This is a genomic window from Paraburkholderia dioscoreae (assembly GCF_902459535.1).
GTDB lineage: Bacteria > Pseudomonadota > Gammaproteobacteria > Burkholderiales > Burkholderiaceae > Paraburkholderia > Paraburkholderia dioscoreae.
In genome coordinates, this window is sequence record NZ_LR699553.1 from 611,563 (window position 1) to 633,037 (window position 21,475).

The 21,475-nt window shown below is 61.1% G+C and carries 18 protein-coding genes; 2 read left to right on the top strand and 16 right to left on the bottom strand.

The features are described from left to right. Nucleotides 1-39 precede the first annotated feature (39 nt). Together miaA and mutL are read right to left on the bottom strand one after the other, a co-directional pair. Nucleotides 40-987 (bottom strand): tRNA (adenosine(37)-N6)-dimethylallyltransferase MiaA, encoded by a 948-nt coding sequence (miaA, locus tag PDMSB3_RS02810; RefSeq protein ID WP_007179189.1) that lies wholly within the window; start codon nt 985-987, stop codon nt 40-42. Between the two features lie 33 nt (nt 988-1,020). Continuing rightward, on the bottom strand, nt 1,021-3,084 hold the full coding sequence (gene mutL, locus PDMSB3_RS02815; RefSeq protein WP_165184448.1) for a DNA mismatch repair endonuclease MutL: 2,064 nt from the start codon (nt 3,082-3,084) through the stop codon (nt 1,021-1,023). Nucleotides 3,085-3,290: 206 nt separating this feature from the next. Here mutL and PDMSB3_RS02820 point away from each other — a divergent pair, with 206 nt between their 5' ends. Next, complete coding sequence (locus PDMSB3_RS02820; RefSeq protein ID WP_007179187.1) at nt 3,291-3,962, top strand: DedA family protein; 672 nt, start codon at nt 3,291-3,293, stop codon at nt 3,960-3,962. Nucleotides 3,963-4,119: 157 nt separating this feature from the next. Here the strand turns inward: PDMSB3_RS02820 and PDMSB3_RS02825 are convergent, their stop codons facing one another. The 5 genes from PDMSB3_RS02825 to PDMSB3_RS02845 all read right to left on the bottom strand — a co-directional run bounded on the left by PDMSB3_RS02825 (nt 4,120) and on the right by PDMSB3_RS02845 (nt 9,316). Then, nucleotides 4,120-4,932, bottom strand: a complete 813-nt coding sequence (locus PDMSB3_RS02825) for a mechanosensitive ion channel family protein (RefSeq protein ID WP_007179186.1) — start codon at nt 4,930-4,932, stop codon at nt 4,120-4,122. A gap of 222 nt (nt 4,933-5,154) precedes the next feature. Further along, nucleotides 5,155-5,529, bottom strand: a complete 375-nt coding sequence (locus PDMSB3_RS02830) for a hypothetical protein (RefSeq protein WP_165184451.1) — start codon at nt 5,527-5,529, stop codon at nt 5,155-5,157. Nucleotides 5,530-5,805: 276 nt separating this feature from the next. Then, nucleotides 5,806-7,605 carry a chloride channel protein gene (locus tag PDMSB3_RS02835; RefSeq protein WP_165184453.1) on the bottom strand — a complete coding sequence of 600 codons (1,800 nt, stop codon included), beginning with the start codon at nt 7,603-7,605 and terminating at the stop codon, nt 5,806-5,808. Between the two features lie 48 nt (nt 7,606-7,653). After that, nucleotides 7,654-8,067: a MarR family winged helix-turn-helix transcriptional regulator gene (locus PDMSB3_RS02840; protein WP_165184456.1), complete on the bottom strand. Its 414-nt coding sequence runs from the start codon at nt 8,065-8,067 to the stop codon at nt 7,654-7,656. Nucleotides 8,068-8,152: 85 nt separating this feature from the next. Next, the gene (locus tag PDMSB3_RS02845; protein ID WP_165184458.1) at nt 8,153-9,316 is read right to left on the bottom strand and encodes an HPP family protein; all 1,164 of its coding nucleotides are present in this window, start codon (nt 9,314-9,316) and stop codon (nt 8,153-8,155) included. Nucleotides 9,317-9,547: 231 nt separating this feature from the next. On the opposite strand from PDMSB3_RS02845, the gene PDMSB3_RS02850 reads away from it, so the two are divergent. Then, nucleotides 9,548-10,399, top strand: a complete 852-nt coding sequence (locus tag PDMSB3_RS02850) for a Crp/Fnr family transcriptional regulator (protein WP_232064240.1) — start codon at nt 9,548-9,550, stop codon at nt 10,397-10,399. A 58-nt stretch (nt 10,400-10,457) separates the two neighbouring features. Here the strand turns inward: PDMSB3_RS02850 and PDMSB3_RS02855 are convergent, their stop codons facing one another. From PDMSB3_RS02855 to PDMSB3_RS02895, 9 genes are all read right to left on the bottom strand, one after another. After that, nucleotides 10,458-11,765, bottom strand: coding sequence for an NRAMP family divalent metal transporter (locus PDMSB3_RS02855; protein ID WP_007179180.1), 1,308 nt, complete (start codon nt 11,763-11,765; stop codon nt 10,458-10,460). A 294-nt stretch (nt 11,766-12,059) separates the two neighbouring features. After that, on the bottom strand, nt 12,060-13,190 hold the full coding sequence (locus PDMSB3_RS02860) for a PAS domain-containing sensor histidine kinase (protein WP_165184461.1): 1,131 nt from the start codon (nt 13,188-13,190) through the stop codon (nt 12,060-12,062). Between the two features lie 674 nt (nt 13,191-13,864). Then, nucleotides 13,865-14,914, bottom strand: a complete 1,050-nt coding sequence (locus PDMSB3_RS02865; RefSeq protein WP_165184463.1) for a porin — start codon at nt 14,912-14,914, stop codon at nt 13,865-13,867. A 67-nt stretch (nt 14,915-14,981) separates the two neighbouring features. After that, the gene (locus PDMSB3_RS02870; protein WP_165184466.1) at nt 14,982-16,118 is read right to left on the bottom strand and encodes a branched-chain amino acid ABC transporter substrate-binding protein; all 1,137 of its coding nucleotides are present in this window, start codon (nt 16,116-16,118) and stop codon (nt 14,982-14,984) included. A 56-nt stretch (nt 16,119-16,174) separates the two neighbouring features. Beyond that, the gene (locus PDMSB3_RS02875; protein WP_165184468.1) at nt 16,175-16,933 is read right to left on the bottom strand and encodes a maleate cis-trans isomerase family protein; all 759 of its coding nucleotides are present in this window, start codon (nt 16,931-16,933) and stop codon (nt 16,175-16,177) included. 12 nt (nt 16,934-16,945) lie between these two features. Further along, nucleotides 16,946-17,860, bottom strand: coding sequence for a fumarylacetoacetate hydrolase family protein (locus PDMSB3_RS02880; protein ID WP_165184470.1), 915 nt, complete (start codon nt 17,858-17,860; stop codon nt 16,946-16,948). 20 nt (nt 17,861-17,880) lie between these two features. Beyond that, nucleotides 17,881-18,981, bottom strand: a complete 1,101-nt coding sequence (locus PDMSB3_RS02885; RefSeq protein ID WP_165184472.1) for a cupin domain-containing protein — start codon at nt 18,979-18,981, stop codon at nt 17,881-17,883. After that, nucleotides 18,974-20,041: a carbon-nitrogen hydrolase family protein gene (locus PDMSB3_RS02890; RefSeq protein WP_165184475.1), complete on the bottom strand. Its 1,068-nt coding sequence runs from the start codon at nt 20,039-20,041 to the stop codon at nt 18,974-18,976. The genes PDMSB3_RS02885 and PDMSB3_RS02890 overlap by 8 nt, the downstream gene beginning before the upstream one ends. Beyond that, complete coding sequence (locus PDMSB3_RS02895) at nt 20,038-21,441, bottom strand: amino acid permease (protein ID WP_165184477.1); 1,404 nt, start codon at nt 21,439-21,441, stop codon at nt 20,038-20,040. Before PDMSB3_RS02895 ends, PDMSB3_RS02890 begins: the two co-directional genes overlap by 4 nt. Between the last annotated feature and the right edge of the window lie 34 nt (nt 21,442-21,475).

A 21,475-nucleotide genomic window follows, 5' to 3' on the forward strand; every position in this document is an offset into this window, starting at 1 on the left:
CGGCGCCGCGCGGGTTTAAAGCTTCAACGCAGCAAAGTTTCAAAGCAACGCTTCAATCGCTTCAAGCACCCGCCCCGTCGCGTGCGGATCGCAGCAGTCCACCACCACTCGCTCTGTCATGCTTCGCAGCCATGTGAGCTGCCGCTTGCACAACTGCCGGGTCGCAAAGACACCCTTATCGCGCATGGTCGAATAGTCGACGGCGCCGTCCAGATATTCCCAGACTTGCCGGTAGCCCACGCAACGCATGGACGGCATCTCGGGCGATAAGTCGCCGCGTTCGCGCAACTTCACCACTTCATCGACGAAACCGCTGGCCAGCATCGCATCGAAGCGTTTCTCGATGCGCGCGTGGAGCACGCCGCGATCGGACGGCTCCAGCGCAATCGGCACGAAGCGCCACGCGGCTGCGGCGTCATCCACTCGGGCAGGCGCGGCCAGCAAGGCGGACATGGCTTGCCCGGTCAGCATAAAGACCTCAAGCGCCCGCTGAATCCGCTGCGAATCGTTCGGCGCGAGGCGCGCAGCCGTCACGGGATCGACAGCGGCAAGCCGCGCATGCATGGCCGGCCAGCCCTCGCGTGCGGCGTCGGCGTCGAGTGTGGCGCGCAGGTCGGCGTCGGCGGCCGGCAGATCGTTGAGTCCCTGGGTGAGCGCCTTGTAGTACAGCATGGTGCCGCCGACCAGCAACGGCAGGCGCCCGCGCGCGTGGATCTCGCCGGTCAGCCGCAAGGTGTCGGCGCGAAACTGCGCAGCGGAATAGCTGCCGGTGGGATCGACGATATCGATCAGATGATGCGGCGCCACCGCACGCTCTTCGGCGGTCGGTTTGGCGGTGCCGATATCCATCTCGCGATAGACCAGCGCCGAATCGACACTGATGATTTCCACCGGATGCCGTGCGGCGAGCGCCAGCGCAGCGGCGGTTTTGCCGGATGCGGTCGGGCCGAGCAGGCACGGGATTGTCGTGGCTATGCGTGAAGTCATAGGCAACCCGGCGCGCGTTGCAGCGGCGTCACGTCACTGACCACGCATGAACAGCCGATCGAGATCGGACAGCGTCAACTGATACCACGTGGGACGTCCGTGATTGCATTGATCGGCGCGCTCGGTGGCCTCCATCTGACGCAGCAGCGCGTTCATTTCGTCGAGCGTCAGACGCCGGTTAGCGCGCACCGCGTGATGGCAGGCGAGCGTGCCGAGCAGTTCGTGCTGACGTTCGGTCAGTACGCGCGAGCCGCCGAATGCATGCAGGTCGGAGAGCACCGCGCGCGCCAGCGCCTGCAGATCGGCGTCTTTCAGCAGCGCCGGTACGGCGCGGATGGCGAGTGTGGTCGGCGACAGCACGGCGAGATCGAAGCCGAGTGCGTCGAGCGTGTCGCGTTCTTCTTCCACCGTGCCGATTTCGATTGGGTCGGCCTGCATCGACTGCGGGATCAGCAGCGGTTGCACGGCAATCGTGCGATCGGCCAGCGCATTCTTGAACTGCTCGTACAGAATGCGCTCGTGCGCGGCGTGCATATCGACGATCACCAGACCGTGCGCGTTCTGCGCCAGCACATAGATGCCGTGGATCTGGCCGAGCGCGAAGCCGAGCGGTTGCTCGTCGGCGGCATGGAAAGCGGGCGCCGGGTAGGGTGCGGACGCGTTGTACGGCGAGGGTGCTTCGGCGGCCGAATCGCGCGCCTCGAAAAGCGTGGCGCCTTCGGCCGTGCCCGCGTTCGTCTCTTTGCGGCCGAAGAGCGCGTCGTAAAACGCGAGCGGTTGGGCAACCGGCAGCGTGCCTTGCGTCATGCGCGCCTGGCGCATCCAGGTATTGCCAGGCTGCTGCGACGACGATCCGAAGCCGCCGCCCGATGCGCCACCCAAGCCGCCACCGAGGCCGCCACCGAGGCCGCCTGCACCGTTGCCAGCACCGAAGCCGACGCCCGCGCCGCCCAGCGGCGTCGCGCCAAACGAAGCCGGCCCGCCGACGGACGGCTCCAGATGCGCCGCATGCCCGCCCGCCGTCGTTTCCGGCGAGGCGCCCGCATGCCGCGCCAGCGCGCGCTGCACGGCGTGGAAGACGAACTGGTGGATCGAGCGCGAATCGCGGAACCGCACTTCGATTTTCGACGGATGCACGTTCACGTCTACTGCCTCAGGCGGCAGATCGAGGAACAGCACATAGGACGGATAGCGCTCGCCATGCAGCACGTCTTCATAAGCGGCGCGCACGGCGTGCGTGAGCAGCTTGTCGCGCACGAAGCGGCCGTTGACGAAGAAATACTGCTGATCGGCACGCCCGCGGCTCGCGGTCGGCAGACCCGCGCAACCATAGACGGCAAGCGGTCGCGCGGATTCGTCGAGCGGCAGATGGGCCGTGGCGAACGTGTCGCCGAGAATCTTCGCGACCCGCACGGGAGGCTCGCTGGCGTTCCAGTGTTCGACCGCCTTGCCGTTATGCAGCACCGAAATCGCGACATCCGGCCGCGCCAGCGCGGCGCGGCGGATCTGTTCGAGACAATGGCCGAGTTCGGTCTGCTCGCTCTTCAGAAATTTGCGGCGCGCCGGTGTGTTGAAGTACAACTCGCGGACTTCGATCGTGGTGCCCTGCGTGCCGGCTGCGGGGCTCAGCACGCCCGTTTGCGCATCCACGCGCACCGCGTGCGCCGCGTCGGCCGTGCGGCTCGTGATGGTCATCTGCGCGACCGAGGCGATCGAGGCCAGCGCCTCGCCGCGGAACCCCAGCGTAGCGACCGCTTCCAGTTCGGCAAGCGAGCGGATTTTGCTGGTTGCGTGACGCATCAGCGCCAGCGCGAGTTCGTTCTCGGGGATGCCGCAGCCGTCGTCGGTGATCGAGATGCGTTTGACGCCGCCTTCGTCGAGCAGGATGCGCAGCGACTGCGCGCCCGCGTCGAGCGCATTTTCCAGCAGTTCCTTGACGACCGAGGCGGGCCGCTCGACCACTTCGCCGGCGGCGATCTGACTGATCAGCTGATCGGGAAGGGGCTGGATCGCGCGCAACGGGCGCAACGCGGGCGCTGCGGCGGAGACCGCGGGCGCGGCGTCGAGGTCGGCAGGCGTTTCGGAGAATTCGGACATGGCGAAATTATAGCGATTCGGCGCGGCGAGCTCGCGGCGCGCGCAAGCGCCCCGGAGCGCGGGAGATTTTTAAATGCCGCCGGGCACTTTCTGTATCATGACGCGGTCAATTTCCGGCGGCGAGTGAGCGCTTGCCGCCCTCGCTAACGGGTCCGCTGGTATGGCCGTTTTCGCCACCGTCACATTCGCTTAATAAAGGATTCTCTTTGGACACGTTGCTACACTTCGTCAACCTTGTCTTGCACATCGACAAGTTCCTCGGAGACTTTATTCACGTGTACGGCGCCTGGGTCTACGCGGTGCTGTTTCTGATCGTGTTCTGCGAAACCGGGCTGGTGGTTCTGCCGTTTTTGCCGGGCGATTCTCTGCTGTTCATCGGCGGCGCTTTTTGCGCGACCGGCGAAATGAACATTGGTTTGCTGATCGTGTTGCTGCTCGTGGCGGCCATTAGCGGCAATACCGTCAACTATATGATCGGGCGAGCCATCGGGCCGCGGGTGTTCAATTCGCACATTCCTTTTCTCGAACGCTTTCTCGATCGCAGCGCACTGCAGAAGACCCACAATTTCTATGAGAAGCATGGCGGCAAAACCATCGTGCTGGCGCGTTTCATTCCGGTGGTGCGCACCTTCGCGCCGTTCGTTGCGGGCGCATCTGAAATGACCGTGAGCCGGTTCCAGCTGTTCAACTTTGTCGGCGCGCTTTTCTGGGTGTTGCTGCTGACGTTGCTCGGTTATTTCTTCGGCAACATTCCGTTTATCCGCCAGTATCTGAATGTGATCGTGCTGGTGGGTATCGGCGCGGCGGTGGTGCCGGTCGTGCTCGGCGCGTTGTGGAAGATGATGCGCAAGAAAGCGCCGAATGCAGATAGCCGCTGACGTTTCACCGCAATACTTAGCCACATGAAAAAACGGCGTCGTGAATCTGAACGACGCCGTTTTTGCTTTGTACTTGTGAATCTCATGAATTTGACAATTGACGACGCGATAAAGCCGCGTCGTTCCGCCGGGCGCGATTCCCGTTACCCGACAACACTCAGCTCACCGCACGCGGCGCCAGCGGCGTTTCCGGCGTCGGGTAGCCTGCTTCCTTGAACGTCTGGATGATCGCGCGATTGGTGTCGAAATAGACCTGCCAATAGTTCTCATTGTGCGCATAGGGCCGCACGCAAAGCAGCGGGCCTTCCGGCGTGAAGCTCAGCACTTCGATGTCCGGTGCGGGACTTTCGGCCACGTTCGGAATCTGCATGACGGCCGCTTTCAACCGGTTCATCGCATCTGTCGGATCGACGCCGTTGGCGATCTTCGCCGTCAGCTCCACGCGGCGCACGGGCAGGAGGCTGTAGTTCGAGATCGTGTCGGAAAAGATCTTGTTATTGCCGACGATAGTCGTCACGTTGTCCGGCGTCACGATGGTGGTGCCGAACAGACCTAGTTCCGAGACCGTGCCGGTAACGCCGCCCGCGGTGACGAAATCGCCGACCTTGAACGGCCGTAACACCTGCATGAATACGCCCGCGGCGAAGTGAGCAAGCAGGCCGCCCCAGGCGGTGCCGATGGCGAGGCCGAGGCCGGCGAGCAACGCGGCGAACGAAGTGGTTTGTACACCGAACACCTGCAGGATTGCGAGGATCAGGAGCAGGTTCAGCAATGCGCCGAGAATCGAGCCGAGATAATGCGCCAGCGTGGGATCGACCCGGCCGTTGCGCGACAACACCTTACGCAGCAAACCGGTGATCATGCCGATGAGCCAACGGCCGACGATCCACAAGACGATCGCCCCGACGACCTTGGTGCCGAGGTCGATGCCTCGGGTCATGATGAAGACGCGTACGGTTTCGAGATCCAAGATGTTCCTCGTTGGGTTGTTGCCTTCGACTGATTGGACTGCGGTGGTGCAATACAGCGGCAAATGCCCGGCGACGGGCGCAAACGGTAACACTCGGTCTTCGGAAGTTATAGGCGACGGCGCGCGCATGCGCAAGGACCGTTCCCGTTGCCATGACCGCTTGTCCGATGGTAAAAGTCAGCCGCCTGGCGCGGGCATTCGAACGGTGGCGATTGTTCTGCCTTACATGGGTAGATGCGATTTGGAATACGGCGAAGTGTGGATGACGAGGGGTTCGCTACTACAGACTTTCGCGTGGCGCGAGCGGCGCGCCGCACGACGCCAGGCGAGCGCGGCGATGATCGCAAGCCAGTACGCGCAGGCGCGCTCGAAGAACGCCATTGATGTGCTGAGGTGGCCGTAGCGGTTCTGCGAGTCGGCGAACACCAGAAAGGTCAGCGCGGCATCGAGCACGAATGCGATGCACGCCAACGCGGCGAAGATATGCGAACCATTGAGCGGAGCGCCGGGGATGCGGCGATTGCACAGACGACATGCGGCCAGCACGAAGCCCAGCAAAGCCAGGTTCGAGAAGAGATCGAACAGAAAATTGGTCATATTGATGGAATGAAAGCGCGGGGGCTGCGGCGTTGCCAAAGCGTCTGCTCACGCAGAGTCACAGTGCGTCTTGCTGGACCGGCGGCGATCATTGCACGTCTGTATGTCTCAATAAATGTTCAGCTTGGGAATCCGTTGTTTCCTGTCTATTCGGGTGAGGTTGGCTTGGGAAATTGCCGATCGGGTCGGGTGAAATGATGGAAAACGTTGCGGGAAAAATCTGTGATTTACGTTTTCCTATGCAGTGTGGATCGATACCGCGCTTCCCGATTCATGTCAGCCGGTGCGGCGGAGCGGCGAAAGGCGACGCTTCGCGGCGCGCGTGCCGAGACGCCGGAAGCGCTCCTTCTTATGCTCTTCGTCGAAATGCGCGAGCGACGGCTTCACCAGATCGCTGCGCGACACGATGCCGACGATTCGCCGCGTGTTCACGTCGTCCACCACGGGCATGCGTTCCAGGCCATGGACCGCGAGACGCGTTGCAACGAGCCGGCAAGTCTCGCAGGGCAAGGCGACGACGGACGCGCGCGTCTGCATCAGTTCGAGCAAGGTAGTCGCGGCGCCCTCGCGGTCGGGAGCGGTACTCATGCGTTCGAGAGCCGTGCGATCGATAACCCCGGTCAACACGCCGTCCCGAATCACGGGATACGCGCGATGCGTTTGCAGCGGGCCGAAGTACCGCGCCAGCGTTTCGTCGATTGTCGAGTGTGCGTCTATCGTTTCGACGTCGCGTGTCATGACTTCGTCGACGTAATGGCGCTCCAGCGGATCGACGCCGTATTCGCGGTAGATGTGATATCCGCGGCGTGCGATTTTCTCCGTCATGATCGAGCGGCGCATCACGACCGTCGCGAAGCCGTGTGCGACCAGCGTTGCGGCGAGTAGCGGCAATAACGCGTTGCTGTCATGCGTCAGGCCGAACGCGAACACGATTGCGGTCAGCGGCGCCCCGAGCGTCGCGCCGAGCGTGGCCGCCATGCACACGAGCGGCCACAGCGCCGGATCGTTGCCCGGCATCAGATGGCTCAACACCACGCCGAGACCGGCGCCCAGCATCAGCAATGGCGCAAGCACCCCGCCCGACGTACCCGAGCCGAGCGCGACGACCCACATGACGGCCTTGACGAGCAGCAACGCAAGCGCAACCTGCAAGGCCAGATGCAAATGCAGCAGATCACCGATGACGTCGTAGCCCACGCCGAGCGCGCGCGGTTCGATAAACCCGCCAATGCCGACCACGAGTCCGCCGAGCGCGGGCCACCACATCCAATGGATCCTGAGTTTGCCGAACAGATCTTCGGTCTTGTAGAGCGCGGCGGAGAGGCCTGCTGCCAGCGCTCCCGAGAGTAAGCCGGCAATCACGCAGGTGAACAGCGAGAGCGCGCCAGGCGGCACCGTTTCGAGCGGAAACAACGGTCCCGCGCCGAACAGGGCGCCGCGCGCGAAACCCGCCACCGCACAGGCGAGCGCGACCGGCAAGAAGCTGCGCGGCCGCCATTCGAACAACAGCAGCTCGACCGCGAGGAGCACTGCCGCGACCGGCGTGCCGAACACCGCGGTCATGCCGGCCGCGGCGCCGGCGACCAGCAGCGTTTTACGCTCCGCGGCGCTCACGCGTACGCACTGCGCAATCAGCGAACCCAAGGCACCGCCCGTCATGATGATGGGGCCTTCCGCGCCGAATGGCCCACCGCTGCCGATCACGATGCCGGAGGACAGCGGCTTGAGGATCGCTACCTTCGGCGACATGCGGCTCTTGCCGAACAGAATGGCTTCGATGGCTTCCGGAATGCCGTGGCCGCGAATTTTCTCCGAGCCGAAGCGCGCCATCAGTCCGACGATCAGACCGCCCGCCACCGGCACCAGCACGACCCAGGCGCCGAGCGTGTTCTGCGCCGGCGAGCGTTCCGCGAAGGAAAGCGCGCCGAAGAAAAACAGGTTCGTGAACAGGTGGATCAGATTCAGCAGCACGAAAGCAGCCAGCGTGCTGATGACGCCGATGCCCGCTGCCAGCAAAGCGATGCCGGGCAGCCGGCGGTTTTCGGCGAAGTCGCGCTTATGGGTATCGGCTGTCATGATCGAGGCAATGTTGAGGTGAGTAGCCAGTGAGCGGCGTGCCGCGCACTAGCGGTCGATTTGCGGCACATTGAACGCGCCTTCGAGCGACTTCAGTTCGGCACGGTGCAGCGTTGCCAGTTTGGCCAGCGTCTTTTCGCCGGGCTTTTGCAGGTGCACTTCCACCTGGCGGCGATCGGTCTCGCTGACTTTGCGTTTGACGAGGCCAAGCGCTTCGCAACGCGACACCAGCGCCACGACGCCGTGATGCTGGGCCTGCAGCCGTTCGGCCAGTTCGCCGATGGTCGCCCAGTCCCGCTGCGGGTAGCCTTTGATGTGCAGAAGCAGCAGATATTGCAAAGGCGTGATGCCTTCGGTTTGCGCTGCCTGTTCCGAGAAGCGTTCGAATCGCCGCATCTGATAGCGGAACTCGGACAACTGCTCGAAATCGGACTTTTCCAGTTCGCGGCGTTGGGTTTTCATTGGGGCTTGCATGAGAGAAACGTCATTTATATCACAACATGATGTATTTGGATGTGGCGACGCCTAATGGAATCGGGATGACTTTTCAGGCCGCGCGCTGCGACGCTCGCGTTGGCGTGGTGGGCTGGCGGTATAACCCGGCGATCAGATTCGCCTGAGTCACCATTCCCGCAAGTTGCCTCGTTCGGCTGTCGAGCACCGGGATGTGGTGGTGTCCAAAGTCGGCGAAGAGCGGCACCAGGTCCGCGATAGGCGTGGTGGTGTCGACCGTGCGGACGTGGGTGGTCATCAGCGTGCCGACGGTAGGCTCGCTGGCGCGGCGCAGGCCGAGCAGCAGGTGCCGCAGCCTGGCGAGCACGCCTGGTTGCCGGCCACCGCCGAGGTCGGCCCGCGTGATGATTCCGACCACGTGCCTTTCCTCGTTCGTGACCGGAAGCGCCTTCACGCCGTGGCGTTGCAGAATGCTCCATGCGGTTGCCGCCCGCGTGTGCGCCGACACGGTGATCACGCCATGCGACATGATGCTCGCACAGGTGAGCTCGTCGAAACTGCGCGCGTAGGTTTGCAACTGCAAGGCGCGCAGCAGGGATTCGAGGTCGTCGGGGGCAATGTCGAGCAGTTCGCTTTGCCGTTTGAGCACGGCGTCGAGATCCGCGCGCGTGAATCCAGGCCGCGGTTGAGCGGCCGGGTCCGATTCGCTTGCGATTTGCCGTGCCGAGTGCGGATAGCGGTGGCCGGTGACGGCGTGATACACGATTGCGGCGCCGAGGAGCGCCGCGGACTGAAGCGCGATCGGCTCAAGCACGAAGCGGTAGCCGAGCGAATGCACGGCCGGGCCGCCCAACACCGCCGTGAGCGCAACCGCTCCAGACGGCGGATGCACGCAGCGCAGCGCGAACATGGCGCAGATCGCGGCGGCGACGGCGAGCGGCGCGGCGTGTAGCGGATCGCCGACCCAGCTCGCGCAGGCAACGCCCACCGTCGCCGAAACGAGATTGCCGCCGATGATGGACCACGGCTGCGCAAGCGGACTCGCCGGCACCGCGAACAGCAGCACGGCCGAAGCGCCCATAGGCGCGACCAGCAACGGGATATTGCCGCTCGAACCCAGCAGCAGATGCGTGACGGCCCCGGTGAACGCAATGCCTACCAATGCGCCGACGCACGAACGCAACCGCTCCTTCCACGCAAGGGCGATGGGCGGCGGCACGCGGCGGGCGAGCCAGCGAGTGACGGCGGAGCGAGGCAAGATCGGGTCGAGTCGTGTGAGAGTTCGTGCGGTGGCGCGAAAGTTTCAATAGGCAGGCGCGAGACTGCTGCCGGGTGATTATATGTGATTGTGATATAAATTGCCGCGGGTGCGCGTTAGGGGTTCGAGTCGCGATGTGCGCTGCTGGTTGCCACAGGCCACGCTATATGACCTGCTTGAGGCAGATCAACGGAAGGGCCGGACCTTCCTTTAGTCTTGGCGTGACCATTGGTGCTGCAATTTGCCTGCCTGACGGCCCACAGCGCCGCTGAAGTCGTACCGGCCTGCCCGGTTTTGGCGAACGCTTGCCGAACCGGCTTTCCTGAGAAGACAAACCTCGAAAGAAAGAACATCATGAAGGATGACTTACCCGCTGCATCTCGCTACAGGCCTTCGATTTTTGCGGTGCCATTCCAGCGGCACGGCGACGGCACGGCAGTCGAATTGCTATCCACATCCGAACAGGACGCGCTGATCGCCATTTCGCGGCTCGTCACGGTCCGGCGGCATACGGTGCTTTATCCGGAAGGCGGTGATGCGCGTTTCGCCTACAACATCGTTAGCGGAGTCGCGGAAACCTATCAACTGCTGCCGAACGGAGACAAGCGGATTACCGCCTTTCTATTTCCGCGGGATCTGATGGGGCTCAGCGAAAACGGCGCCTATGTGGCGACCGCCCAATCGCTCACGCCCCTTGTCGCGTACCGGATACCGGTCGAGGCGCTCGCGGAGATTCTTGAACGCGATCCGCGTCTGGACATCGGACTGCTCTGCAAACTATGCCATGAACTACGGCGCTCGCAACATCACACGATAACCGTATCGAAAAATGATGCGCCAGCCAGGTTGGCCAGCTTTCTGATCTGGATTCAGCACGCCTACCCGGAGCAGGGGCGCATCGAGGGAGAAGTGATGCTGCCGATGTCCCGGCATGACATTGCCGATTACCTTGGCCTGTCAGTTGAATCCGTCAGCCGCGGCCTGCATGTTCTGGAGACCCAGGAGGCGGTGCGCCGCAAGGGACCAAGGCTCATAACGGTGCTGGATCCGGCGAAACTTCGCAGCATGGCGGGGCAGGATTGAGTTCGCCGTCCCCGGTTGCCGGTCGGCTCCCGACGGCAACCGCAGGGTCGACGCACGGTCAGAACGAAGTTGCCACCATCGCCAGGGTGATCAGCAGCATGACCGCGGTGGCGAGCCAGCCCAGTATGCGCAGGCTGCCGCCCGCGACGAAGCGGCCCATGATATCCGCGCGCGAGGCGATCAGCATCATGACAAACATGACCGGCACGGCGACCACGCCGTTGACCACGGCACTCCAGTAAAGCGCCTTGATCGGGTTGACCGAGGTGAAATTCACGATCATCCCGACAAGGGTGGCAATCGCGATCGTGGCGTAAAACGCCTTTGCTTCCTGCACTTTGCGGGTGAAGCCGACCGGCCAGTCGCGTGCTTCACCGATCGCGTAGGCGGCCGACCCGGCCAGCACGGGTACGGACAGCAATCCCGTCCCGACGATTCCGGTTGTGAAGAAAAGCGCCGCGAACGAGCCGGCTATCGGGCGCAGCGCCTGGGCCGCCTGTGCCGAAGTCTGGATATCGGTAATGCCGCCGACGTTAAGCGTGGCGGCCGTGGTGGCCAGAATGGCGAGCGCCACCAGGTTGGACAAGCCCATACCCACTACCGTATCGACTTCAATCCGGTGCAGCGCGGCCGGTCCCTGCTGCGGCGCGTCGAACAGGTCCTGGCGTCTCGGATGGACATTCATATCCTCGACTTCCTGTTCGGATTGCCAGAAAAAGAGGTAGGGGCTGATGGTCGTGCCGAAGACAGCGACGACCGCGGTCAGATAGTTCGATGTCCAGTGCAGGTGGGGAACGAAAAAGTGACGCGCGAGTTGGCCCCAGTCGATATGCACCACCGCGAGCACCGCGAAATAGGCGAACAGCGACAGCGTGAACCATTTGAGCACGGCGACATAGCGTGTGTACTGCAGCAGTAACTGCATGCTCACGCAGATCGTCGAGAACAGCAGCACATATAGCCACTTTGGGCCCGGCAGCAAAAGCGCCATTGCATCGGCCATCGCACCCAGGTCGGCACCCAGATTGATGATGTTGGCAATGAGCAGGAGCACCACAACCCATTGCAGCAGCCAACCCGGATAGTGCCGCCGCAGCACGCCTGCAATGCCATGCCCTGTGGTGCGCCCGATTCGCGCGCTGATGATCTGGATCGCCACCATGAGGGGGTAGCTGAAGAGCAGCGTCCACGAAAGGCCGTAGCCGAACCCGGCGCCAACCTGACTGTAAGTAGCGATGCCGCTTGGATCGTCGTCCGAGGCGCCGGCGATGAGGCCGGGCCCCAGCACGCCGAACAGCCGTGGTTTGGACGGCCCGACTACCGGGTCGGCCCCTTCGGGATCGTATTCTTCAGGAGCGCGTTCCATGATGGTTTGAGTGGATCATCCGGCGGAATTGAACAAGGCACCTGCGAGCACCGCGGCGACCCGACCGGTGACGCGATTGTAGCGAGAATGCCGGGCAGGCGTATACATACGGACGTCATCAGGCAGTGTGCCGAAGTGAGCGATGCCGGACGCGGCATCTCACTTTCACCACGCCGGTCATGATGGCATAGATACGAATGGAATATGCGGCGCCGTCGCATGTGATCGGCATTCTGTCCGCCTGAATTTACCCAGGATTCGGATCACGTCTCTTCTGAGAGGCGGAATCCGCAATTATGCGACTGCGTCCGGGTCCGGCGGCTTCCGTTCCACGGCGTCCAGTGGAAAGATGATGGTGAGACGAAAACCGCAGCCGGGTGCGCTGTCGATCGACATTGCGCCATTCAGGTGATGAACCCGCTCACGCATGCCCAGCAGGCCGAAAGAGGTCGGGCGCGGAGGCGCCGCCGGCGTCATTCCCCGTCCGTTGTCCGCGACGCGCAATACACAGGTTTTGCCGTCGCGCGCCAGATCGATCGTCACTTTGTCGGCATGTGCATGCCGGGCCACATTGGTCAGTGCTTCCTGGACGACATGGAACAGGCCTTCGTCAGCCGCCTCGCTCAGCCTCATGTCATCGGTCTCGATCCGTGCTTCGACGGCGATGTCGTACCGCTGCATAAAATCGTCGATGAGCCATTCGAGTGCCGGCGTGAGCCCTAGCGTTTCCAGCATGATGGGACGCAATCCGGCTGCGATTCGCCTTAGCGAGGCGACAGTCGCGTCGATCAGATGATGCATGTCCGCCGTATGAGCCGAGGTCCGCGCGGCGATGGCTCCGTTACCGCGAAGAACGCTTTCGAGATCGGCAAGTGCCATCTTGAGCGCGGTGAGTTGCTGCCCGATGTCATCATGAAGTTCGCGGGCGATGCGGATCTGTTCTTCCTCGCGAACGGCCTGAATGTGCGCGGCTAAGGCCCTGAGTTGTTCGAATTCTTCCAGCCGCTTTCGCTCGGTCAGGTCTTGCGTCACCTTTGCAAAACCGTGGAGGTCGCCGGAAGGGGCGCGAATGGTTGTAATGACAACGTTCGCCCAGAATTTCGAACCGTCCTTGCGGACCCGCCAGCCCTCGCTGACCACTCTGCCTTGCGCGACCGCCGCGGCGAGCAGAAGATCGGGCTGGCCTGCTGTTACGTCCTCCGGCGTGTAAAAGACCGAGAAGTGGCGGCCGACAATTTGATCGACCTCGTACCCTTTCATTTTCCGTGCACCGGCGTTCCAGTTCACGACGTTGCCTGATTCGTCCAGCATGAAGATCGCGTAGTCGTCGATTGCTTCGACTAACAGGCGGAAGCTTTCCTCGGTGTGAATGGAATCCTCGCGCGACGGGTTGCCCCGCAGTCCAGCATCTGCCTTGTCCGACATCGTTTTCTCCGACCCTGGAGCCCGACGGGCACGAACCGGAAGGTTGAACCCCCGACTTGTAGTTGAAAAGCCCGGACTCCCGAGGCGCCTTTGGCATCTCATTGCCGCGAGGGGGCTTTGCCTGCCATTGTCGTCGGATGAAACTTGAACCAACATTGATTCAAATCAAAATTGCCCTCATAGGATCGAGGGTTGGCCGTTTGGTGGGGGCTTGCTGCGTATTGCCGGCGGGCGTCGGGTCGGCATCATGTGGACGCCACGATTAGTCATTTGCGTTGTGAGGGCACTAGAGCGTGTCAATCTCGCCGGAACAGAAAACGTACGATAAGAATATTTGCATACATACGCCGAGTAATAGCTTGTAGGGCGAATTGGTGCGGAATAGTGGCGAAATGTCTTTATCCCGACTCACATGGAGGTCTTGGAGCCGCGCAGGTTGGCTGGTCGACTCTTCCTGCCGCCGGGATGTGCGGCAGTCGCTCGGCCACCTGTTGGATGCGGCGGTTCGAACTGTGCTTACAGCTGGACCATCTGATTGGAGTTTCATGTTTGGAGGATCGCAAACGGGATGATATCCGGCGAGGCCAGGGTTCACGTTAGCTGTGAGCGACCCGAAAATCGCCCACAGCCTTACACGCGCGTTCTGAACAAATCAGGCTACGCCGTGGTGTGTCTCAGAACCGGTGACGAATGCCGACCCGTACGCCCGACTGCACGTCGGAACTCGAAGGGTCGCCTAATGCCGCCTGTACCTGTGCGCCAAAAGCATGATCATGAGCGAGTGCCGCGACCGCATAAACGTCGGTACGCTTGGAAAGGCTGTAGTCCGCGGTCAGTGTCAACTGGTTTGCGCTAGCCAGATTGTTGTTTCGTTTCTGGAATTGCAAACCACCTCCAAACTGGAACGCGGGCGTCAGTCGGTAGGTCACACCCGTTTCCGCTGTCGTTGCACGTGGTCGATTTCCACCGCTCAGCCTGACATCCGTGACCAGGCCGAATAGCCGTGCTTGCCCGATGACGTAGGCGGCGCCGCCGGCGAACTCTTGCGAGTTGCCGCCGCCCGCGACATTGTGTTGCCCGTAATAGGCCAGTGACGCCATGAAGGGTCCATTCGCATAGTTGACGATGAAGCTGGATGTGCTGTTCGTGGCGACGGAGCCAGGCGTATTGCCAAAGCCGAACATGGCACCCGCTGAAAAGCCAGCAAATGTAGGTGTCATGTATTTGACCGCGTTATTGGTCTGGTCGCCCCATACGCGGTTATCCAATGCGTATCCCCCTGCCGCATAAGCCGGCAGACTCCATGCGAGAAGACCCGCCGGCGTATTCGACGCGACGGCATAGGCGGGCATCTGGTCGCCGATGAAGTCGTATTGCCGGCCAAGCGTCAATGCGCCCCACGGCCCCGACAATCCTACATAGGCCTGTCTGCCAAATTCCAGGCCACCTTGACCGAGTGCCCCATTTGACAGCTGGAAACCATTTTCCAGCACGAAGTCGACATGCTGTTGTCCGCCGATATCCTCCGTACCTTTCATGCCCCACCGGTCGCCCTGGGCGGATCCAGACACGAACTGCACGTTCGCGCCGTGCGAGCTACCGCTCTGGACGTTGTTGGTGTAGGTGACGCCGGCGTCCACCAGACCATACAAGGTCACGGATGACTGGGCAAAAGCCAGGCCGGAGACTGACGAGAAAAAAAAGATTGTCGCGGTCTTTTTCATAGTATGCCTAAATAAATAGTGCGATTAACGTAATGCGAAATTACCAATACCAATTGGTCGAAGTCGGTTACATCCTTTCGGCTTCAATAAGGGACCGCTTGCTGTCCTTATAACCGTAAAGAGATATCACGCCATGTTTCAGATCGCCCCTTGAGTCGAAGCTGGTTTCCCCTACGACTCCGCGATAGACGACTGACGGCATCGCTGCAACGATTTTGGCCGCATCAACGGAGTTGGCACGCTTCATTGCGTCGACGATGATGTAGACGGCGTCGTAAGTAAACGGGGCGTATAGCTGAATAGGCTGGCCGAAGCGCTTCTGGAACTTCGCCTGGAACGCGCTGCCGCCCGGCATACTCTCGAGGGCGGTGCCGGCTTCCGAACAGATCACGTTATTGACCGCGGCACCGGCGAGATCGGCGAGTTTCTCGCTACAAAGGCCGTCGCCGCCGAGCACTTTGGCCCGCACGCTCAAGTCCTTCGCCTGTTTTGTAAATGGACCGCCAGTCGCGTCCATGCCGCCGTACATCACGGCATCCGGGTTTTCGCCCTTGATTTTTGTCAGGATTGCCCGGAAGTCGATCGCTTTGTCGTTTGTGGCGTCATGCGACAGGACCGTCATACCGGCGGCCTTTGCGGCCTTTTCGAATTCGTTCGCAAGACCTTGACCGTAAGCGGTGCTGTCGTCAACGATCGCCACCGTTGAAACCTTCAGTTTGTTGCGGGCGTACGCTGCGAGCGCCGGACCTTGCTGCGCGTCAGTAGCCACCATCCGATAAGTCGTTTTGAAACCCTGGAGCGTGTAAGTCGGATTGGTTGCCGACGGCGAGATCTGGACAATATTTGCGTCGCTGTAGATCTTCGAAGCCGGGATCGAAGTGCCGGAGTTCATGTGGCCGACAACGGCGACAACGCGATCGTCCACGAGTCGCTGGGCAACCTGTGTTGCGGTACGCGGATCGGCTGCATCGTCTTGCGGATCCAGCTCAAGACGGACAGTCTCGCCGTTGATACGCAGCCCCTTCGCGTTGATCTCTTCGATGGCGAGGCGCGCGCCATTTTCATTGTCTTTTCCAAGATGAGCGATGGCACCGGTGAGCGGGGCAACGTGTCCGATCTTGACGGCGGTGTCCGCGCTAGCGGAGGCTGAGAAGGCAAAAGTGAGCAGGCAGGGGATGCCCGATGCCAGTAAAGGCTTTTTCATGACGTGTCTCCAGATGATATGAATGAGGGGCGTACCGGCCGCCCCTTCAGGTTCTTCTAGTAACGTCCCGACAACAATTCACCTGCGTTAGGGACATATGTGCGCAGGCCAAGCTTCTTCAACATTGCATAGGTAGTGCACACCGACGCTGAAACAACCGGCTTGCCGCATTCCTCCTGTACGGCCTGAATCGCGGCGAGGGAAGGCATTTGCACACACGCGGAAAGAACTACCGCGTCTGCATCTGACAGATCGAGCTGCCTGTAGATGGCCCGTAGTGCGTTCGGGTCGCGGGCTCCAACCTCGAGGTTGTCGGGAATCTCAAGTGCAAGATGGCTCATGACCCGGATGCCTTCCCGTTCGAGATAGTCGACAACCATTTGTGTCAGTGGCTTCATGTACGGCGCGATGAGCGCGATACGCTGAACGCCGAGTGTGCGCAGACCATCCACCAATGCTCCCGCGCTCGTCACGACCGGCGCGTAGCACCCGTTCTTCTCGACGACGCTGGTCAGTCTCTCTTCGGAAACGCGATGGTATCCGTGGCCCATGCTCATGATGGCCACGAGGCAGGCATATCCGAGCACATCGACCTGGGCGTCCGCGAGCTCTGCCGCGCATCGGTCTGAGTCGCGATCCATCGATTCGAGCTCTTCCTTCGTCACCTGCTTCATGCGCATGCGGCTTGAGTGGAACGTGAAGCGTTCTGGTTCGACCAGTTCCCGCGAATGCAGCATGGCCGGAATTTCCCGCTCCATTGTCACGTTCGAACTTGGGACGATCTGGCCAATGCGAAATATTCTGTTTGTTTCCATGAGATCCGGTCCTTAAATCGCCACAACTGGATTGCGGAGCGTGCCGATCCCTTCGACGTAGGCCTCCAGCACGTCACCCGGTACCATCCACTCCTGAGGGGTGCGTCCCGCGCCGACGCCGGCAGGCGTTCCCGTCGCAATGATGTCGCCGGGTTCCAGCGTCATCGCGGATGCAATGTCGGCGATCAGCGCGGGAATCCTGAAATACATCTGGGAGGTGTTGGCCTGCTGCATGACGCGTCCGTTCTTCGTGAGCGACAGCGCAAGGCCATGGGGGTCGGGGATCTCGTCGGCGGTCACAATGCACGGTCCCATCGGACAGTAGGTATCCTGACCTTTCGAGAATATCCATTGCCCCGCGCGACGATTGTCCCGCGCGCTGATGTCGTTAATCACCGTGTAGCCGAAAACGTGCGACATCGCCTGCGCTTCATCGATGCGTTTTGCGCTGCGTCCGATCACCACGGCGAGTTCAACCTCCCAATCCAGCTGCTGGGTAATCCGGCTATCGTGTTCGATCGCATCCCCCTGGCCGATGACACTGGTTGGCGGCTTGCTGAAAACGACCGGTTTGCCGGGCATTTCCCTGGCGGTGTCCAGGCTGCGGCTCGACTCTGCGACATGGTCCACGTAATTCAGTCCGATGCCGAAGATGTTCTTGCGCGGCTTTGGGATAGGAGCCAAAAGCCTCACATTGTCGATCAAGGTGGCGACTCCGACCGGCCACGCGTACCTGTGCATGTCGCAAAGACTTCGGAGAAGCTGGAGCGCGGGCGGCCCTGCGTCGATCAGATCGAGCATGGTCGCCGGAAGATCGGCGTGATCATGGGCGGCGAGTCTGGCAATATCGACGACGTACTCATCGATCAGTACGCCCGCCCGTGCGGCCTGCTCACGAGCTCGATCCTGATAGGTTACTAAACGCATTTGATGTCCTTGCTTGCGGTTTAAATGATCTGGTGCCCGTCGTTTGGAACGTAAGCCTCCTCGCGATAGATCGCGAGTGAGTTCATGACGGGGAAATCGTTAAAGGAGAAGAGACAGGCGTCATCGGAGGAGGACGCGTTCGCGTGTTCGTGCCACGCCCAGGAGGGAACGCAAAAGATGTCGTGCTCCTTCCAGTCGAACCGCTGGCCGCCGATGATCGAATGACCGCGGCCCTTGGCTACGTGGTAGATCACGTTGCCGGTATGCCGGTGAGCGCGCGTTGCTTCTCCGGCCCGAAGCATCTGCATCTGTGCGCCCATTGTCGGCATGACGGCACCACCGGTGAGCGGGTTGATGTATTCCATGACGAGGCCATCGAAAGGAGAGCCCTCCGTTGCCGTCGCATAAAGACGCAGCGCCTCGTAGGTGCTCTCCCAGGTGAATTTGAGCAGTGGCGAATACGATTTGGACCAGTCGGGCTCGAGCGGCTTGAGGGCGATATTGCCGTATTTGAAGTTGGACGCGTTCACTGGCCGCGCGACTTCCTGGTGCAGGTCGGGGTGCACCTGATAGAAATTTGCCTCAAGCGCGTTGATCAAGGGGATGTCTAGCCCATCCTGCCAGATGCATGGGGAGTGTCCGCCGTCGTTGCCGTGCTCGTGCCAGGTTCCATTTGGCGTGATGACAAAGTCGTTCGCCCGTAATGTAAGGCGTTCTCCATCGACGATGGTGTATGCACCGCTGCCCTCGATGATGAAGCGCAGCGCCGAAGCCATGTGGCGATGCGCCGACGCCGCCTCGCCCGGCTTCATCACCTGGATGCCGGTATAGAGCCAGCCAACGGCCGCGCTGACATCGCGACGTTTGGGGTTGGTCAGCATCACCACGCGGCGACCGGCATCCTCGGGTTTCACCAGTTCGAGCGATTTCAGGACGAGGGGTCTCAGGGCCTCGTAGCTCCAATGCATCGGCACTGCGTGCGACCTGGGCTCCCACGGTTCAATATCGTTTGCTACTGTCCACAGTGCGCCGGCTTCGTGCCTGGCCAGCTCGGCGTAGTAAGCGGTAAGTTCCGGCGTGTCGACAACACGGGCGCGGCCGGCAACGTTGTCGTCATGCATGGCGTTCCTCGCGAGTTTGAACGGGTGAGCTGACGTCCGTGAGCGGCGCCGACAGGTCGGCGGTCTCCGCGGCGGCGGTCTTTCGCGAGCCGGCGAGTTCCCGGATATCAATCGGCTGCTTCGGGCGCTTGTCCACGGCGAGATTGAACACGTCAAACCGGTTGTAGTGACCAAGAATGTCATGCATCTGCTTGGGCTGGATGCACCGCATGAGGTCGATTTCCGCGTAGGCAATTCCTTCCCGGTCGATCAGGGGCTCGGTTAGCAACCGCCCGTCCGGTCCGAAGATTCCCGAGAATGCGCTGTGCTCGCGTTCCAGGAGTTCGCGCGCGTGGGCATCGTCTCCGGCAACGCAATCGATGATCTCTTCGGACATGCTGGAGCAGGACACAATGGAGAAGAGCTTTCCCTCGAACGAGTGTGCCGCTGTTCGAACCTTGATTGCTTCGACCATGTCGTAATCCTTCGGGGCAACGGGCAACCCGATGTAGTTGGCGACATGGATCAGTTCACCCTGTGCAAGCAGCGAAAAGCGTGCAAGCGTATTGGTGTTCTCGCCGCAGGCCAGCGCGCCGAGGGGACCAATCTCGGTGTCGTACACGTTGAGCGAACTTCCGTCGCCACCTGTCCATGTCAGCTTTTCCGCCCACGTGGGCACCAGCTTGCGATGGCGGCCCAGCAGGCGTCCATCGGCGCCGATAAACAGAACAGTGTTGTAGAGTGTCCCGTAGCTGTGAGCTCCCCGTTCGTTCACGCCGATCACGACAAAGCAGTTGGCGGCGCGGGCGGCAGCGCACAGCCGGTCGGTGTGGGGGCCCGGAACATCGATTGAGTTCACGTAAAGCCGCTCATACCAGGCGCTCCCCTCGACAGGAGTCATCGTCCAGTTCCAGTACGGGTAACCCGCCACGAAGGCTTCCGGAAAGGCAACGAGGCGAGTTCCTTCTCTCGCCACTTCGGCGATCAGCGAGCATGCAAGCTCGACAGTTGCATCCGCATTGAGAAAAACCGGGGCGGACTGCACGGCTGCCGCGACGAATTTGTTCGGGTAGATTTTCATACGGTATCCTTTGCGAGATTGCGGGAGACGGCGCGTCCTTTAACGAACGGGAACACCACGCTCAGGACGACGAGAAGAGGTATGCCGGTGAGCAACGTCATGCGGAACGCGGGCAGGAGCAGTGTTGTTGCCATCACGCAAAACATCAGCACGCCACCAGCGATGGTCAGGAACGGAAACCCCCAGATCCGGAAGCTGAGTGTCGCGTCGTCTCTATCGGCAATGCGCCGGAAGCGGTAATGCGTGACAAAAATCATGAACCAGGCGAACAGCGCGCCAAACATGGCGATGGACATCATCAGCAGGAACGAGTCTTGGGGAACGACGATGCTGCAAACCGCCGCGAATCCGACGCCGAAGGTCGAGAAAATGAGCGACCTCAAGGGACTACCATTCCTGTTCACCTTGCCGAGAAAAGCTGGAGCGTGGCCTGCGCGGGACAGGCTGAAAATCATGCGCGTTGCCACGTAAAGTTGAGCGTTCATTGCGGATAGGGCCGCGGTCAGAACGACGAAATTCATGATGCTTGCGCCAAAAGGAACGCCAAGCAATTGCATGACCAGAACGAATGGACTTTGGCCCGTACCGGCCGATTGCCAGGGGACAATCGCAACCATCAGCGCGACCGTAAAGATGTAGAAAAAGAACAGTCTGAAAAATGCCGATTTGAATGCGCTGCGCGCTGCCTGTTGAGGATGCGTGGCTTCGCCCGCAGCGACGGCGATGAATTCGATTCCTATGAAGCTGAATATCGCAATGACTACGGCGAACCACGTTCCAGACAGACCTTTAGGGAAGAATCCATTCTGGGAAAGGTAGTTGTGAAAGCCGATGTCGCTATTGGCCGGCGCACGGTAAATCATGTAGCTGCCCACTAGAATGAACGCGACAATAGCGATGACCTTGATAATTGCAAACCAGTACTCGGCCGTTCCGAAGATCTTGACGCTGCTGGCATTTACCAGGATCAGCAACGCGGAGAACAAGGTGACCCAGAGCCACCCAGGCGAACCGGGAAACCAGAATTTCATATAGACGGAAATTGCAGTGACTTCTGCCCCGATGACCAGAACGACCGACACCCAGTAAGCGTAGCGAACCAGAAAACCCATCCATTCGCCGAGATAATGTTCTGCGTAGGCGCCGAATGAACCGGTCGTGGGATGGGCTACTACCATTTCGCCGAGGCAACCCATCAGAAGTAGTGCCACGACTGCGCCGATTGCATAGCTCAGAATGACGCTCGGCCCCGCCATCTGGATCGCAGCACCGCTACCGAGAAAGAGCCCGGTCCCGATTGCACTTCCGATGGCGATCATTGTTAACTGGGGCTGCGTCAGCCGTTTTTCGAGGTCGCCTTCCCGTGTGGCGATCGCACTAAAATTTCGTTGTACTGACATAATGTCTCCGTCCATTTCTCTTCAGATGCCGGCG